At 73.3% G+C, this 14,450-nt stretch carries 14 protein-coding genes and 1 pseudogene; 10 read left to right on the top strand and 5 right to left on the bottom strand.

The window, feature by feature from the left end; all coding sequences use genetic code 11:
• Positions 1–43 precede the first annotated feature (43 nt).
• The 3 genes from D7193_RS09095 to thpR all read left to right on the top strand — a co-directional run bounded on the left by D7193_RS09095 (position 44) and on the right by thpR (position 2,571).
• Positions 44–1,327: an MFS transporter gene (locus tag D7193_RS09095; RefSeq protein ID WP_120778826.1), complete on the top strand. Its 1,284-nt coding sequence runs from the start codon at positions 44–46 to the stop codon at positions 1,325–1,327.
• Positions 1,328–1,470: 143 nt separating this feature from the next.
• Entirely contained in the window at positions 1,471–1,980 is a 510-nt protein-coding gene (locus tag D7193_RS09090; protein WP_120778825.1) for a hypothetical protein, read from the top strand.
• A 12-nt stretch (positions 1,981–1,992) separates the two neighbouring features.
• Positions 1,993–2,571, top strand: a complete 579-nt coding sequence (thpR, locus tag D7193_RS09085) for an RNA 2',3'-cyclic phosphodiesterase (RefSeq protein WP_120778824.1) — start codon at positions 1,993–1,995, stop codon at positions 2,569–2,571.
• Positions 2,572–2,620: 49 nt separating this feature from the next.
• Here the strand turns inward: thpR and D7193_RS09080 are convergent, their stop codons facing one another.
• From D7193_RS09080 to D7193_RS09065, 4 genes are all read right to left on the bottom strand, one after another.
• Entirely contained in the window at positions 2,621–3,607 is a 987-nt protein-coding gene (locus tag D7193_RS09080) for an aldo/keto reductase (protein ID WP_120778823.1), read from the bottom strand.
• 79 nt (positions 3,608–3,686) lie between these two features.
• The gene (sepH, locus tag D7193_RS09075; protein WP_120778822.1) at positions 3,687–4,772 is read right to left on the bottom strand and encodes a septation protein SepH; all 1,086 of its coding nucleotides are present in this window, start codon (positions 4,770–4,772) and stop codon (positions 3,687–3,689) included.
• A gap of 186 nt (positions 4,773–4,958) precedes the next feature.
• Positions 4,959–6,086 carry a phosphoserine transaminase gene (gene serC, locus D7193_RS09070; protein WP_120779367.1) on the bottom strand — a complete coding sequence of 376 codons (1,128 nt, stop codon included), beginning with the start codon at positions 6,084–6,086 and terminating at the stop codon, positions 4,959–4,961.
• 265 nt (positions 6,087–6,351) lie between these two features.
• Entirely contained in the window at positions 6,352–7,458 is a 1,107-nt protein-coding gene (locus D7193_RS09065) for a citrate synthase 2 (protein WP_120778821.1), read from the bottom strand.
• A 285-nt stretch (positions 7,459–7,743) separates the two neighbouring features.
• On the opposite strand from D7193_RS09065, the gene pdxH reads away from it, so the two are divergent.
• The 7 genes and pseudogenes from pdxH to D7193_RS09030 all read left to right on the top strand — a co-directional run bounded on the left by pdxH (position 7,744) and on the right by D7193_RS09030 (position 13,912).
• The gene (gene pdxH / locus D7193_RS09060) at positions 7,744–8,373 is read left to right on the top strand and encodes a pyridoxamine 5'-phosphate oxidase (RefSeq protein ID WP_174242603.1); all 630 of its coding nucleotides are present in this window, start codon (positions 7,744–7,746) and stop codon (positions 8,371–8,373) included.
• Positions 8,370–9,668 (top strand): annotated as a pseudogene (locus tag D7193_RS09055) (MFS transporter); the annotation flags it as partial. The gene pdxH and the pseudogene D7193_RS09055, both read left to right, overlap by 4 nt.
• A 99-nt stretch (positions 9,669–9,767) precedes the next feature.
• On the top strand, positions 9,768–10,697 hold the full coding sequence (locus tag D7193_RS09050) for an aldose 1-epimerase family protein (RefSeq protein ID WP_120778818.1): 930 nt from the start codon (positions 9,768–9,770) through the stop codon (positions 10,695–10,697).
• Positions 10,698–10,714: 17 nt separating this feature from the next.
• The gene (locus D7193_RS09045) at positions 10,715–11,317 is read left to right on the top strand and encodes a nitroreductase family protein (RefSeq protein WP_120778817.1); all 603 of its coding nucleotides are present in this window, start codon (positions 10,715–10,717) and stop codon (positions 11,315–11,317) included.
• A 187-nt stretch (positions 11,318–11,504) separates the two neighbouring features.
• Positions 11,505–11,810 (top strand): type II toxin-antitoxin system VapB family antitoxin, encoded by a 306-nt coding sequence (locus D7193_RS09040; RefSeq protein ID WP_091593012.1) that lies wholly within the window; start codon positions 11,505–11,507, stop codon positions 11,808–11,810.
• A 35-nt stretch (positions 11,811–11,845) separates the two neighbouring features.
• Positions 11,846–13,021 carry an acyl-CoA dehydrogenase family protein gene (locus D7193_RS09035; protein ID WP_120778816.1) on the top strand — a complete coding sequence of 392 codons (1,176 nt, stop codon included), beginning with the start codon at positions 11,846–11,848 and terminating at the stop codon, positions 13,019–13,021.
• A gap of 117 nt (positions 13,022–13,138) precedes the next feature.
• Entirely contained in the window at positions 13,139–13,912 is a 774-nt protein-coding gene (locus D7193_RS09030; protein WP_120778815.1) for a DUF4230 domain-containing protein, read from the top strand.
• A gap of 150 nt (positions 13,913–14,062) precedes the next feature.
• On the opposite strand, the gene D7193_RS09025 is transcribed toward D7193_RS09030, so the two are convergent.
• Positions 14,063–14,269 (bottom strand): PspC domain-containing protein, encoded by a 207-nt coding sequence (locus D7193_RS09025; RefSeq protein WP_120778814.1) that lies wholly within the window; start codon positions 14,267–14,269, stop codon positions 14,063–14,065.
• Positions 14,270–14,450 lie beyond the last annotated feature (181 nt).

Here is a 14,450-nt window from a genome sequence, read left to right as displayed (position 1 = left end):
CCATCGTCGATGACGCGTACGACTCGAGGGGGCGCAACACAGAGTGCAGGCCAAGTTGAGCAGGATGTTCCAGTCCCTACAGGTCCGCAATTACCGGCTCTTCGCCACCGGGCAGCTCATCAAGCTGCTCGGCGTCTGGATGATGTACATCGCCCAGGACTGGCTCGTCCTCGACCTCTCCGGCAACTCCGCCACCGCGCTCGGCGTGGTCACCGCACTCCAGTTCACTCCCGTCCTGCTGCTCACGCTCCTCTCCGGCCGCCTCGCCGACCGGTACGACAAGCGGATCCTGCTCTTCATCGCGAACTCCGTCTGGACCGCGCTCGCGCTCGGCATGAGCATCCTGGTCCTCACCGGCCTGGTGCAGCTCTGGCACGTCTTCGCGTTCGCCCTCCTGCTCGGCGTCGCCAACGCCGTCGAGACGCCGGTCCGGCAGGCGTTCGTCTCCGAGCTGGTCGGCGTGTCGCTGCTGCCGAACGCGCTCTCGCTCAACGCCGCCGTGTTCAACTCCGCGCGGATCATCGGCCCGGCCATCGCCGGTCTCGCCATCGCCGCGTTCGACGTCGGCCCGGTCTTCCTCTTCACCGCGGTCAGCTCGATCGCGCCCCTGGTCAACGTGGTCCGGATGCGGACGTCCGAGCTGCACCGCGAGGCCCTGCTCCCGCGCGACGAGCGGGCCGAGGCCCGGGTGATCGACGGGCTGCGCTACGTGTGGCGCCGGTCCGACCTGCTGCTGCCCATGGTCGTCATGTCGGTGATCGGCATGTCGCTGTTCAACTTCCAGCTCACCCTCGCCGCGCTGGCGAAGACCGGGTTCAACACCGGCGCCGCGTCGTTCGGCCTGTTCAGCACCGCGCTCGCGGTCGGCGCGCTCGGCGGGGCGCTCTCCGGCACCGGGCGGCGCAGCCGGCCGTCGGTCTGGCTGGTGCTCGGCGCCGCCGTCGCCTGCGCCACGTTCGGCACCCTGGTCGGTCTCGCGCCGACGTACTGGCTCGTGGTGGCGCTGCTCGTGCCGACCGGGTTCTTCATGGTGTTCTTCGCCCAGGCCGCCAACCAGCGGGTCCAGCTGGGCGTGGACGCGGCATTCCGGGGCCGCGTGATGGCCCTGTGGGTGCTGGTCTTCCTGGGCACCAACCCGGTGGGCGCTCCGGTGATCGGCTGGGTCGCGGAGACCTTCGGCGCGGGCGCCGCCATCTGGATCGGTGGGCTCATCTCGCTGACCACGGCACTGCTGGCGCTGACCTGGCAACTGCGCCGTTCGGGCGCCCGGCTCCGGTTCCGGGTGCTTCCGATGCCCCGCTTCTACGTCACCCAGATCGAGAGCTGAGCGACACCGAAAAGGCCCCGGACCACCGTCCGGGGCCTTTTCGACGCGTTCACGACGGCCACCCGCAAGCGCCCGGTTGCGCGGATGACGCGGATGCGGCCAATCCGGTGGCGGACCGGAACGGTGGGGCTTAGCGTCGATGCGTGGGAGTCGGACGCGCGCTGCTGCTGGCCCTGGCGTTCGTCGCCGTGGCCAGCCTGCCCGTGCTGCTGGCCCTCGTCTTCTGTGCCGACGAGATCATGGATCGGGTGGCCTGCGGCTACGCCGAGTGGCGTGACCGCCGCCGGGAGCGGCGCACCATCGCCCGGCTCGACAAGGCCATCGAGGCCGACGCGTTGACCCGCGACATCGACCTGTCGGAGTTCGACCGTACGGACCGGCGACCGTTGGAACAGCTCGCCGCCGACCTGCGCCGGCTGGGCAGCCAGCGGCTCGGCGGGACCGGGCGGTCCGCCGTCTGGCACGGCGCGGTGGTCCAGGCGTACGACGACCGGCTGCGGATGGCCTGCCGGGCCCTCGGCATCACCGAGCATCTGACCGAGTTGGACGGCGTCGACCAGGAGATCGAGCGGGTGCGGGTGGAGGGGCTGCTGCACGCCGCCGGCCTCACGCTGCCGGCCGCCCGCACCGGCCGCCGCCAGCAGCACCGCTGAGGGCGTACGCGGGTGCGGCTCTTCGTGGCGGTCTGCCCGCCGGAGGACGCGGTCGCCGACCTGACCGACCAGATCGCCCGCCTGCGCATCGGCGCTGCGGCCGCGGCCGGCACGAACATCCGGCTCGCCGACCCGGCGCACGTCCACCTCACCCTCGCCTTCCTCGGTGAGGTCGAGGCGGACCGGCTGATCGAGGTGGAGAGCGCCCTCGGGCTCGCCGCCCAGTGGTTCCGCGACGGCCGGGAGGAGTCGCCCCGGCTGCGGCTCGGCGGCGGCGGCCGCTTCGGGCGCGGTCGTTTCACCGTGCTGTGGGTGGACGTGCGGGGCGAGGCCGAGGCGCTGGCCGTCCTGGCCCGGCTCGTCCGCTCCCGGCTGCGGGCCGCGCGCCTGCCGCACGACGACAAACCGTTCCGCGCGCACCTCACCGTCGCCCGGCCCGGCGACCGGATGGACCGCGTGGACATCGAGGCGGACCGGGTCGCCCTGGACGGTTACCTGGGCCCGGAGTGGCCGGCGACCGAGCTGCTGCTGGTACGCAGCCACCTCGGCCCCCGGCCACGCTACGACCGGATCGCCGCCTGGCCGATCTGACCGGTACGGGCGCCGACCGGCCGCCGGCGCCCGCCGGCGGCCGTCGCCGTCACCAGGCCCACGCCTCCGGGCCCGGGCCGCCGTTGCCGACCGGCGGGAACAGCTCGTCCAGCCGGGCCAGCGTCTCCTCGTCGAGCCGTACGTCGAGGGCGCCGAGCGAGCGGTCCAGCTGCTCGACGGTACGCGGGCCGATGATCGGCGCGGTCACCCCCGGGCGGGACAGCAGCCAGCCCAGCGCCACATCCGCCGGGTCGTGCCCCAGGTCGGCGCAGAGCTTCTCGTACGCCTCGATGGTCGGCCGGTGCTCGGCCAGCGCGTCGGCGGAGCGGCCGCTGGTGCCGCGCGCCGCCTGGCCCTCGGCCATCTTGCGCAGCAGACCGGCGAGCAGGCCGCCGTGCAGCGGCGACCACGGGATGATCCCCAGCCCGTGGTGCTGTGCGGCGGGGACCACCTCCAGCTCGACGTGCCGGGTCATGAGGTTGTAGATGCACTGCTCGGAGACGAGGCCGAGGAAGTTGCGCCGGGCCGCGGCCTCCTGCGCCACCGAGATGTGCCAACCGGCGAAGTTGGACGACCCGACGTAGAGCACCTTGCCCTGCGCGACCAGCGTCTCCATGGCCTGCCAGATCTCCTCCCACGGCGTCGCCCGGGAGATGTGGTGCATCTGGTAGAGGTCGATGGTGTCGGTCTGCAGCCGGCGCAGCGACGCCTCGCAGGCCCGGATGATGTGCCGCGCGGAGAGACCCTGCTCGTTGGGCCAGTCGCCCATCTTGCCGTAGACCTTGGTGGCCAGCACGACCTTGTCCCGCCGGCCGCCGCCCTGCGCGAACCAGCGGCCGATGATCTGCTCGGTGACCCCCTCGCCGACCTTCCACCCGTACACATTGGCGGTGTCGAAGAAGTTGATCCCGTGCTCCAGCGCGCGATCCATGATCGCGAAGCTGTCCGGCTCGCTGGTCTGCGGACCGAAGTTCATCGTGCCGAGGCAGAGACGACTGACCGAGAGGCCGGTGCGGCCAAGATTCGTGTACTCCATGAACCCGAGCCTGCCACTGCGCGACTTCGAGTGCCTCACGCCGGGCGGGTGGCGGAACCGCCGCCCGCCCGACGCGGGCCTACGAGGACTCGCGGGCCGCCGGGCCGCTGCCGAAGAGGACGTCGTCCCAACTCGGCAGGCGCTTGCGCGGTTTGCCGGTGGCGTCCGTGGACTCGCTCCCGGCGGCCGCGGCGGCGGCCGGGCCGGTGCGCCGGGGCCGGAGCACCGCCAGCGACGGCACGGCCGGCACCTCCTTGGGCGCGTCCGAGTCGTCGTCGAAGGCCGAACCGGGACCGCCGCCGAGCAGCGCCGCGGCACCGCCGCCGACGGCCCGCTGCCGGGGCGCGTCGGAGCCGGCCAGCGCCGCCGGCGTGCGCGGCTCCAGACCCCGGCCCGACGAACCGCCGAGCGGCCGGTCGAGGGAGGCGAGCAGGGCGTCGCGCCCGGCCCGGATCGGGTCGCGGCCCGGACGCGGGTGGTCGGCCGGGGACGGCAGGCCGTGCCCGCCACGGCTCGGCTCACCACGCGACGGACCGGGCAGGGCGTGGCCGCCCCGCTCCGGCGCCGGCTCCTGGCCGAGGATCGGCGTGGGCCGCTCGGCGCACAGGTACTGCGCCATGTCGTCGTGCGGCGTGACCGTCTGCCGGGTCTTGTCGAGATCCCAGACCGCCTGCGCGGTGGCCTTGCCCGACGGCCAGGTGGCGATGATCCGCCAGGTGCCGTCGTCGCGCCGGAACGCGTCCCAGGAGATCTTCTCGGTGTCGATCCCGTGCTGGGCCAGCCGGCCGTTGACCACCTCGGCGAGCGGGGTCGGCTTCTCCGCGCCCTTGAGCCGGGTGCGCCGCGCGTGCTGGGCGAGCATGGCCCGCTCCTGAAGCACCGGGCCGGCGTAGCGCAGCACCCGGTCGACCGGCACGCCGGCGATCCGGGCGACGTCCTCAGCGGACTCACCGGAGCGGATGCGGGCCTGGATGTCGCGCGGGGACAGGGACGGGACCGGGTCGGCGGCGGCCGGCGCTACCGCGAGCGGCGGGGCGCCCGGCTCGGCGTGCAGCGCGCCGGCGATGCGTTCGTCGATGGGCAGCGCGAGAAGCCGCCCCACCTCGTCGGCGAGCACCAGGGCCTGGCCGTCCTCGGAGAGGGCGACGAAGCGTACTGGGCGCATTGCGTTGCCTCCGTCCCGCTTCGTTGGCCGCACGCCACGAGCCAGCCACCCGGGCGTCTCGGACCACCGTACGCTCATCTGCCCCGAGGTGGGGGATGCGACACCCGCATGTCGTGCATGAGCAGCGGCGATGGTCACGGTGGGTGGCTGCCGCGCGGGGCTTCGGCCACCCACCGTGATCCCCGGCTAGAGCCGCTCCACCACGTAGTCGATGGACGCGGTCAGCGCCTCGACGTCGGCCGGCTCGACGGCCGGGAAGAGCGCGACCCGGAGCTGGTTGCGGCCCAGCTTGCGGTAGGGCTCGGTGTCCACGATGCCGTTCGCGCGCAGCGCCTTGGCGACGGCCGAGGCGTCCACCCCGTCGACGAAGTCGACGGTGGCGACCACGTTGGACCGCAGCGCCGGGTCGGCCACGTACGGCGTGGCCACGGCGGAACGCTCGGCCCAGCCGTACACGATGGCGGCGCTCTCGGCCGTCCGCTTGGCGGCCCAGGCCAGGCCGCCCTGCGCGTTCATCCAGTCGGTCTGCTCGGCGGCCAGGAAGATGGTGGCCAGCGCCGGCGTGTTGTAGGTCTGCTCCAGCCGCGAGTTGTCGATGGCCGTGACCAGATCCAGGAACGCCGGGATGTAGCGGCCGGACGCCTTGACCTCGGTGGCGCGCTCCAGCGCCGCCGGGGACATGAGGGCCAGCCAGAGCCCGCCGTCGGAGCCGAAGCACTTCTGCGGGGCGAAGTAGTAGACGTCGGTCTCGGCGACGTCGACGTCCAGGCCGCCCGCGCCCGAGGTGGCGTCCACCAGCAGCAGCGAGCCCTCGTCGGCGCCCGGGACGCGGGAGATCGGCACCGCCACGCCGGTGGAGGTCTCGTTGTGGGGGGTGGCGTAGACGTCCACGCCCGCCTCGGCCACCAGGCCGGGGGCGCTGCCGGCCTCCGACTTGCGGATGGTCGGCTCGCCGAGGAACGGCGCGTCCTTGACCGCCTTGGCGAACTTCGCGCCGAACTCGCCGAAGCTCGCGAACTGGGCCCGGTCGCGGACCAGGCCGAACGTGGCGACCTCCCAGAAGGCCGTCGTGCCGCCGTTGCCCAGCACCACCTCGTAGCCCTCGGGCAGCGAGAAGAACTCGGCGATCCCGCGCCGCAGCCGGGCCACCTGGTCGCGGACCGTCTTCTGGCGGTGGGAGGTGCCGAGGTAGCTGGTGGCCACGTCGGCGAGGGCGGACACCGCCGCCGGACGGACCTTGGACGGGCCGCAGCCGAACCGGCCGTCGGCGGGCTTGATCTCGTCGGGAATCCGGATGGTCGGTGCGTCAGCCACGGTGTTCAAGATCCTTCCGCGTGGGCCGGGGCCCGGGTGAGCTGGCGGGCGCGGACTCCTCGGCGGGCGCGGGCGCGCGCCGGCCGGGATCCGAGCCTGGTCCGGCGGCACTGCCGAAACCTCATCCTTCCATCTCCCGCCGTCCCACCCGCCTCCGGTCCCAGGACCGGCGCTGAGGCGTACGCCACAGCCGCCCGACCCCGCTGACGGCAAAGGGCCCCCGCCGCGACCGGATCGGCGCGGCGGGGGCCCTTCGACGACGGGATTAGACGCCGTGCGGGATGGCGTCCCAGCCCTCGACCTCCTGCGGCTTGCGCGGGCCGGGGCCGACGTAGCGGGCCGACGGCCGGACGAGCCGCTGGAGCCGCTTCTGCTCCAGGATGTGCGCGCTCCACCCGCCCATCCGGGCGCAGGTGAACATCGACGTGAACATGTGCGCCGGCACCTCGGCGAAGTCGAGCACCACGGCCGACCAGAACTCGACGTTCGTGGCGAGCACCCGGTCCGGCTTGCGGTTGTGCAGCTCCTCCAGAGCGGCCTTCTCCAGCGCCTCGGCCACCTCGAAGCGGGGAGCGCCCAGCTCCTTGGCGGTGCGGCGGAGCACCCGGGCGCGCGGGTCCTCGGCCCGGTAGACCCGGTGCCCGAAGCCCATGAGCCGCTCGCCGCGGTCGAGGACGCCCTTGACGTACCCCTCGGCGTCGCCGCTGCGCTCGACGGACTCCAGCATGTTCAGCACCCGCGACGGCGCGCCGCCGTGCAGCGGCCCGGAGAGCGCGCCGATGCCGGAGGAGATGCAGGCCGCGGCGTCCGCGCCGGTGGAGGCCACGATCCGGGCGGTGAACGTGGAGGCGTTCAGGCCGTGCTCGGCGGCCGAGATGAAGTACGCGTCGACGGCCTTGACGTGCCGCGGGTCCGGCTCACCCCGCCAGCGCTTCATGAACCGCTCGACGATGGTGGACGCCTTGTCGATCTCCTTCTGCGGCACCGCCGGAAGGCCCAGGCCACGGGCGGACTGCGCCACGAACGAGAGCGCGGTCACCGAGACCCGGGCCAGGTCCTCGCGGGCCTGCTCGTCGGAGATGTCCAGAAGCTGGTTGAGCCCCCAGTACGGGGCGAGCATCGCGACCGCGGACTGCACGTCGACGCGGATGTCGCCGGAGTGCACCGGCACCGGGAACGGCTCCGCGGGCGGCAGACCCGGCCCGAACCGGCCGTCGACCAGCAGCGCCCACACGTTGCCGAAGGAGACCTGGCCGATGAGATCCTCGATGTCCACCCCGCGGTACCGCAGCGCACCGCCCTCGCGGTCCGGTTCGGCGATCTCGGTCTCGAAGGCTACGACGCCCTCCAGTCCCGGTTTGAAGTCGGCCATGTCGCTCTCCTGGCTTCTGGTCCGGTGCGCCCGGTCAGCCTCAACCCGGCCCAGCCGGTCGAGCACCTTAGGCGACCCTCAGGGATGTGTTCGGAACATCTTGCCTGCTGAGTAACCGAGTACGCGACCCGCGACGACTGTGCCGCACGCGACATCCCCGGCCGCGCATCCCGTCACGCGCTGGGCAAGACTGGGGCGGGACGGGCTGGCCAGCCGCGCGCGGCGCGTGCCGGCCCGGTGAGAAGGAGTGGGAACGTGACGGGCGACACACCAGCCCCGGCCGCGATGCGTAACGAGTACGCCGCGGACCGGGGCCTTTCCGAGGCCGAGCTGGCCGGCGACTGGCACACCCAGTTCGCCCGCTGGTTCGCCGACGCGGTGGCCTTCGGGCTGCCCGAGCCGAATGCGATGGTCGTCGGGACCGCCGACGTCGCGGGCCGGCCCAGCGGGCGCACCGTGCTGCTGAAGGGCTACGACCCGGACGGTTTCGTCTTCTTCACCAACCATGCCTCGCGCAAGGGCACCGAGGTGGCCGCCAACCCGTACGCCAGCCTGGTCTTCCCCTGGTTCCCCATGCAGCGCCAGGTGGTGGTGGCCGGCACCGTCGAGCCGCTGCCGCGGCCGGAGACCGAGGCGTACTTCGCGACGCGGCCGCGCGCGTCCCAGCTGGGCGCGTGGGCGAGCCCGCAGTCCCAGGTCGTCCCCGACCGGGCCACGCTCGAGGAGCGCTACCGGGAGGTGGCGGAGCGGTTCGCCGGCGAGGAGCCGATCCCCGCGCCGCCGCACTGGGGCGGGCTGCGCGTCCGCCCCGAGACCGTCGAGTTCTGGCAGGGCCGGGCCGGCCGGCTGCACGACCGGCTGCGGTTCCGGCGTACCGGTGCCGGCGACTGGACCGTCGAACGGCTCGCGCCGTGACGGCGGCGCAGCAGGCCCGGTCGCGCGGTGCGCGCCGCTGGGCCATCGACCTGCGGCCGCTGCGGGTCACCGACTACCGGCGGATCTGGCTCGGCAACGGCATCGCGACGTTCGGGTTCCAGTTCACTGCGGTCGCCGTGCCCGTGGAGATGTATGCGCTGACCCGGGACTCGTTCTGGGTCGGCCTGCTCGGTGTGGCCGGGTTCCTGCCGCTGCTGGTGTTCGGGCTCTGGGGCGGCGCCGTCGCCGACGCCCGGGACCGGCGGGCCGTGCTGCTCGGCGGGTCCGTGCTGCTCTGGGCGTCCACGCTCGGGCTGCTCGCGCAGGCGCTGCTGCGGGTGGGCAGCCCGGTGCTGCTGCTCGTGCTGGTGGCCCTGCAGTCGGTCGCGTTCGCGATCACCTCGCCGGCCCGCAGCGCGATCCTGCCGAAGCTCGTGCCGAAGCACCTGGTGCCGGCCGCGAGCACGCTCAACTACACCACGTTCACGGCCGCCTCGGTGGTCGGCCCGCTGGCCGCCGGCCTGATCTTCGCGTCGTGGAACACCGACGTCGGCCTGCCCATCGCGTACGCCGTGGACGCCGTGCTGTTCACGGTCTCCCTGTGGGCCACCCTGCGGCTGCCCTCGCTGCCGCCGGAGCCGGACCCGGAGGGCGACGGCACGCCGCGCAGAGCGGGGCTCGCGAGCGTGGTGGACGGGTTCCGCTACCTGGCGACCACCCCGGTGCTGCTGCTCTCGTTCGGCGTCGACCTGATCGCGATGATCCTCGCGATGCCGCGCGCGCTCTTCCCCGAGATCGCCCACGAGCGGTTCGACGGCGCCGGGGCGGTCGGCTGGCTGTACGCCGCCATCGCCATCGGCTCGATGCTCGGCGGGCTCACCTCCGGCTGGATCGGCCGGTTGCGCCGTCAGGGGCTCGGGCTGGTGCTCGCCGTGGTGGGCTGGGGCGTGGCCATCGCGGCGGCCGGGTTCGCCCACCAGCTCTGGCTCATGGTGCTGCTGCTCGGCGTGGCCGGCGCGGCCGACCTGGTGAGCGCCGTGCTGCGGCAGACCATGCTGCTCGTGTACGCGCCGGACCGGATGCGCGGCCGGCTCCAGGGCGTGAACACCGTGGTGGTCGCGGGCGGCCCGCGCCTCGGCGACCTGCGGGCCGGCGCGACGGCGGCCGCCTTCGGCGGCGGGGTGGCCTGGGTGGCCGGCGGTGTGGCCTCCGCGGTGCTCGTGGTGGTGCTGGCGGTCGCCTTCCCGGCGCTGCTCCGCTACCGCGCGGCCACCCCGGCCGGGCCGGACCGGGCGAAGGGCGGGGACGGCGAACCGGCCGCCGCGGCGGCCGACGGCGGTCGGGCCACGACGGCGTCGGGTGGTGACCGGGAGTGACGGATTAGGGTCGCTCCCATGCACACCCCTCACCACCGTCCCCCCTCGGGCGCCCAGTGGACCATCTCCGCCGCCGGCCACGAGGCCGTCATCGTCGAGGTGGGCGGCGGGGTGCGGACGTACGCGTACGACGGCGTCGACCAGCTCGACGGGTACGCCGAGGACGAGCTCTGCCCCGGCTGCGCCGGTCAGGTGCTCGCGCCGTGGCCGAACCGGATCCGGGACGGCCGGTACACCGTCGGCGACCGGACGCACCAGCTGCCGCTCACCGAGCCGGAGCGGCACGTGGCGATCCACGGCCTGGTCAACTGGGTGCACTGGCAGCTGCTGGAGCAGTCGGCGGACGCGGTGACGCTCGGCTACGTGCTGCCCCCGCAGCCCGGCTACCCGTGGTCGCTGCACCTGCGCAGCCGCTGGAGCGTCGGGCCGGACGGCCTGCGTGCCGAGCACGAGGTGCGCAACGTCAGTGACGAGCCGGCCCCGTTCGGCTTCTCCGTGCACCCGTACCTGTTGGTGCCCGGGTTGCGGGTCGACGACCTGTCGATGCGGGTGCCCGGCCGGACCCGGATGGTGCTGGACAACCGGCTGCTGCCGATCGCGGCGACCGAGGTGGCGGGCACCGAGTACGACTTCACGGAGCCGCGGCGCATCGGGGACGCCGTGCTCGACCTGTCGTTCGGCGAGGTGGTCCGCGACGCCGACGGCGGCTCGGCCGTGAGCCTCGCGGGCCCGGACGGCTCGGCGGGCGTGACCATCTGGGCCGACCGGGAGTTCGGTTGGTGGCAGGTCTTCACCGGGGACACGCTCACCGGCGACCGGCACCGCCGTTCGGTCGCGGTCGAGCCCATGACCTGCCCGCCCGACGCGTTCCGCTCCGGCCGGGACCTCATCATGCTGGAGCCCGGCGCGACCTGGCGGGGCGTCTGGGGCGTCCGGCCCGGCGCCTGACCGGCGAGGGGAGCCGCATGGAGTTCGCCGAGGTCGTCCGGCGACGGCGCATGGTCCGCAACTACGACCCGGACCGGCCCGTCCCGCCCGACGTGGTGCGGCGGCTGCTCGACCACGCGGTCCGCGCGCCTTCCGCCGGCTTCGCGCAGGGCTGGGGTTTCCTCGTGCTGGAGGAGGCCGCCGACCGGGACCGGTTCTGGGCGGCGGCCACGCCGGGCGGCGGCGGCCGGGAGCGGTGGCTCGCCGGCATGCGCCGCGCGCCCCTGATCGTCGTCCCGCACGCCAACCGGTCGGCGTACCTCGACCGGTACGCCGAGCCGGACAAGGGGTGGGCGGACCGGTCCACCGAGCGCTGGCCGGTGCCCTACTGGTACGTGGACACCGGCTTCGCCGCCCTGCTGATGCTGCTCACCGCCGTGGACGAAGGGCTCGGCGCCTGCTTCTTCGGCATCCCCCCGCAGCGGCTGAGGGCGTACCGGGAGGCGTTCGGCGTACCGGAGGAGTTCGAACCCGTGGGTGCGATCACCGTGGGTTACCGTGCGGCCGACCATCGGTCACCGTCGCTGCGGCGCGGGCGCCGCCCGGTCGACGAGGTGGTCCGGCGCGGCCGGTGGAGTTGAACGCCACGCCGGTTCCGCGCGTTGAAGATCGGGCGAGGGGTAGCGAAACTGACATCAGGGAGCAGAACGCGGTGTGCGACAGGCGGCTAGGCTGGCACGGTCATCGGTGCCGCGCCGTGCGGTGCCACGCCGCGACCCGGCACGGTGCCGTCGGTCGGCCCGGCCACGGGGAGGGGAGCGTGCCGTCGTGATCTTCAGAGCGGTCCGGGACGGGCGTCCCTATCCGGAGCACAACCTGACGCTCAAGCAGTGGGCGGAGATCCCGCCTCGGCCGCTGCGCCTGGACCAGTTGATCACCACCAAGCGCGAGCTGGCGCTCGACAAACTCCTCGCCGAGGATTCGACCTTCTACGGCGACCTCTTCCCGCACGTGGTGCAGTGGAACGGCGGCCTCTACCTGGAGGACGGCCTGCACCGGGCGCTGCGGGCGGCGTTGCAGCAGCGCAACCAGATCCACGCCCGGGTGCTCGTGCTCTCCGAGGCGGTGGAGTGAGCGCGCCCGGCTGAGCCTTCGTTAGGGTGACTGCCATGAGCCCGCGCCCCTCCGCACCGCTCGACCTGCTCGACCTGGACTCCGCGCTCAGCGAGGAGGAACGGCAGATCCGCGCCGTCGTGCGCCAGCTGGTCGACGACCGGGTACGGCCGCACGTCGCCGGGTGGTACGAGGACGGCCAGGTGCCCGCCCGCGAACTGGCCCGTGAGTTCGGCAAGCTCGGCCTGCTCGGCATGCACCTGACGGGCTACGGCTGCGCCGGCGCCTCGGCCGTCGCGTACGGGCTGGCCTGCCTGGAACTGGAGGCCGGCGACTCGGGGCTGCGGTCGCTGGTCTCGGTGCAGGGTTCCCTGGCCATGTACGCCATCTGGCGCTACGGCAGCGAGGAGCAGAAGCAGCGCTGGCTTCCGTCGATGGCCACCGGCGAGGCGATCGGGTGCTTCGGGCTGACCGAGCCGGACCACGGCTCCGACCCCGCCTCGATGGCCACCCGCGCCCGCCGCGACGGCGACGACTGGGTGCTCACCGGCGGCAAGATGTGGATCACCAATGCACCGGTCGCCGACGTCGGGGTGATCTGGGCGCGCACCGAGGACGGGGTGCGCGGCTTCGCCGTACCGATGGACACGCCCGGCGTGAGCGCCCGGGAGATCCGGCACAAGATGTCGCTGCGGGCGTCCGTGACTGGGGAGATCGTGCTCGACGACGTCCGTCTGCCGGCGGACGCGCTGCTGCCCGACGCGGTCGGCCTCAAGGCGCCGCTGAGCTGCCTCACCGAGGCCCGGCACGGCATCGTGTGGGGCGCGCTCGGCGCCGCCCGGGACTGCCTGGAGACCGCCCTGGCGTACGCGGGCACCCGCACCCAGTTCGGCCGGCCGCTGGCCGGATTCCAGCTCACCCAGGCCAAGCTCGCCGACATGACGGTCGAGTTGCAGAAGGGCTACCTGCTGGCTCTGCACCTGGGCCGGCTCGCCGACGCCGGCCGGCTCCGCCCCGAACAGGTGAGCGTCGGCAAGCTCAACAACGTGCGCGAGGCGCTGGCCATCGCCCGGGAGTGCCGCACGATCCTGGGCGCCAACGGCATCTCCGGCGAGTACCCGGTGATGCGCCACGCCAACAACCTGGAGAGCGTGCTGACCTACGAGGGCACGTCCGAGATCCACCAGTTGGTGATCGGGCAGAAGCTGACCGGGATCAACGCGTTCGGGTGACCTCATCAGCGCGCTGACCTGCGGTTACAGCGTGTGTGGCCGCTCGCCGAGCGGCTGTCGTACGGCGGACGTACCGTCATTGTCAGACGCCAGTGTCTGACGAGGACGGTGAGGGCGATGGCCCGCGACGCTGACAGCAACGAGCCCACCAGGGAGTTCCCGGGCTACCCGACCGGAGAGGCGCTCAAGGCCCGCTCCGACGTCCCGCCCGAGCCGGCAGCGCCGCCGGAGTCCGGCACACGGCCCGCGGGTGGGGCCACGCGTGGTCTGCTCTGGGTGCTCGGCGCGGCGGCGCTCGCCGTGATCGTGCTGCTCGGCGTGCAGGCCAGCGGGTTGTGGCCCAGCTTCCGTAACCCGTTCGCCGAGGAGCGCACCGACCGCAGCCAGCCGACGCTGCTGAAGTCGATCCAGGACCTCAGCCGCTACGTGGCGGCCGAGGGCAACTTCCAGGTGGTCGTCGACCTCCAGACCGACCGCAAGTACGTGCCGGAGTTCCTGCTCAACGAACGGACCCTGTTCGTCGGGGCGGGCAGCGTCGAGGCGTACGTCGACTTCACGAAGATCTCCGAGGGCGCGGTCGTCGAGTCGGCCGACGGCAAGTCGGTGGAGATCAAGCTTCCCGCGCCGCAGCTCGGCGAGACCAACCTGGACCTGGAGAAGAGCTACGTCTTCGCGGAGAAGCGGGGCCTGCTCAACCGGCTGGGCGACGTCTTCGCGAGCGATCCGAACCGGCAGCAGGAGGTCTACCGGCTGGCCGAGGAGCGGATCACGGCGGCCGCCCGGGACAGCGGGCTCGGCGCCCGCGCCGAGGAGAACACCCGCAAGATGCTGGAGGGCCTGCTCGGCTCGCTCGGCTACGAAAAGGTGACCGTCACCTACGTAACCCCCTGACGCCCACCGACGCCCCCACCCCTCCCCCCACCCCCGGCCCGCGCCGGCGCGCCCGGGTGATCAAGAGCTTTGCGTCAGATCCGACGGCTTTCGTGACGCAAAGCTCTTGATCAACGAAAGCCAGGGGGGAGGGCGCCGGGGGCGGGTGGGTCAGTGGGCGGAGGCCAGGTAGCGGTCCTCGTTCGGCATCAGGACCCAGAGGATCAGGTAGACGATCACCTGGGTGCCGGGCAGCAGCAGCGACAGCAGGAACAGCAGCCGGACCATGCCGGCGGACATGCCGAACCGCTGGGCCAGGCCGGCGCAGACACCGGCGAGCATGCGCCCCTGGCGGGGCCGGACCAGTTTGCGACTCATCGTCGTACTCCCACTCTGCGGCGGTGCGTGCCGCGTCTGACATCCACGGTAGGAACGGGTGACCAGCACGCCCTCGGTCAGCAGGACGATTGGCGGCCCGCGTACCCGTAGGTGGTTACCCGTGCGCGGCCGCCCGACGCCAGGGACTCCGGAGCCGCCGATGAAGATCGCGCTCGATCAG

Source organism: Micromonospora costi (assembly GCF_003626655.1).
GTDB classification, from domain to species: domain Bacteria; phylum Actinomycetota; class Actinomycetes; order Mycobacteriales; family Micromonosporaceae; genus Micromonospora; species Micromonospora costi.
Note: the sequence above shows the minus strand (reverse complement) of the source record. Positions and strands in the feature narration are given on the sequence as shown.

Bases quoted from the DNA above. Each gene is read 5' to 3' on its own strand.
- D7193_RS09030 (WP_120778815.1), top strand. From the start codon at position 13,139: ATGGCCCGCGACGCTGACAGCAACGAGCCCACCAGGGAGTTCCCGGGC.
- pdxH (WP_174242603.1), top strand. From the start codon at position 7,744: ATGCGTAACGAGTACGCCGCGGACCGGGGCCTTTCCGAGGCCGAGCTG.
- D7193_RS09065 (WP_120778821.1), bottom strand. From the start codon at position 7,458: ATGGCCGACTTCAAACCGGGACTGGAGGGCGTCGTAGCCTTCGAGACC.
- sepH (WP_120778822.1), bottom strand. From the start codon at position 4,772: ATGCGCCCAGTACGCTTCGTCGCCCTCTCCGAGGACGGCCAGGCCCTG.
- D7193_RS09080 (WP_120778823.1), bottom strand. From the start codon at position 3,607: ATGGAGTACACGAATCTTGGCCGCACCGGCCTCTCGGTCAGTCGTCTC.
- D7193_RS09050 (WP_120778818.1), top strand. From the start codon at position 9,768: ATGCACACCCCTCACCACCGTCCCCCCTCGGGCGCCCAGTGGACCATC.
- D7193_RS09045 (WP_120778817.1), top strand. From the start codon at position 10,715: ATGGAGTTCGCCGAGGTCGTCCGGCGACGGCGCATGGTCCGCAACTAC.
- D7193_RS09035 (WP_120778816.1), top strand. From the start codon at position 11,846: ATGAGCCCGCGCCCCTCCGCACCGCTCGACCTGCTCGACCTGGACTCC.
- D7193_RS09025 (WP_120778814.1), bottom strand. From the start codon at position 14,269: ATGAGTCGCAAACTGGTCCGGCCCCGCCAGGGGCGCATGCTCGCCGGT.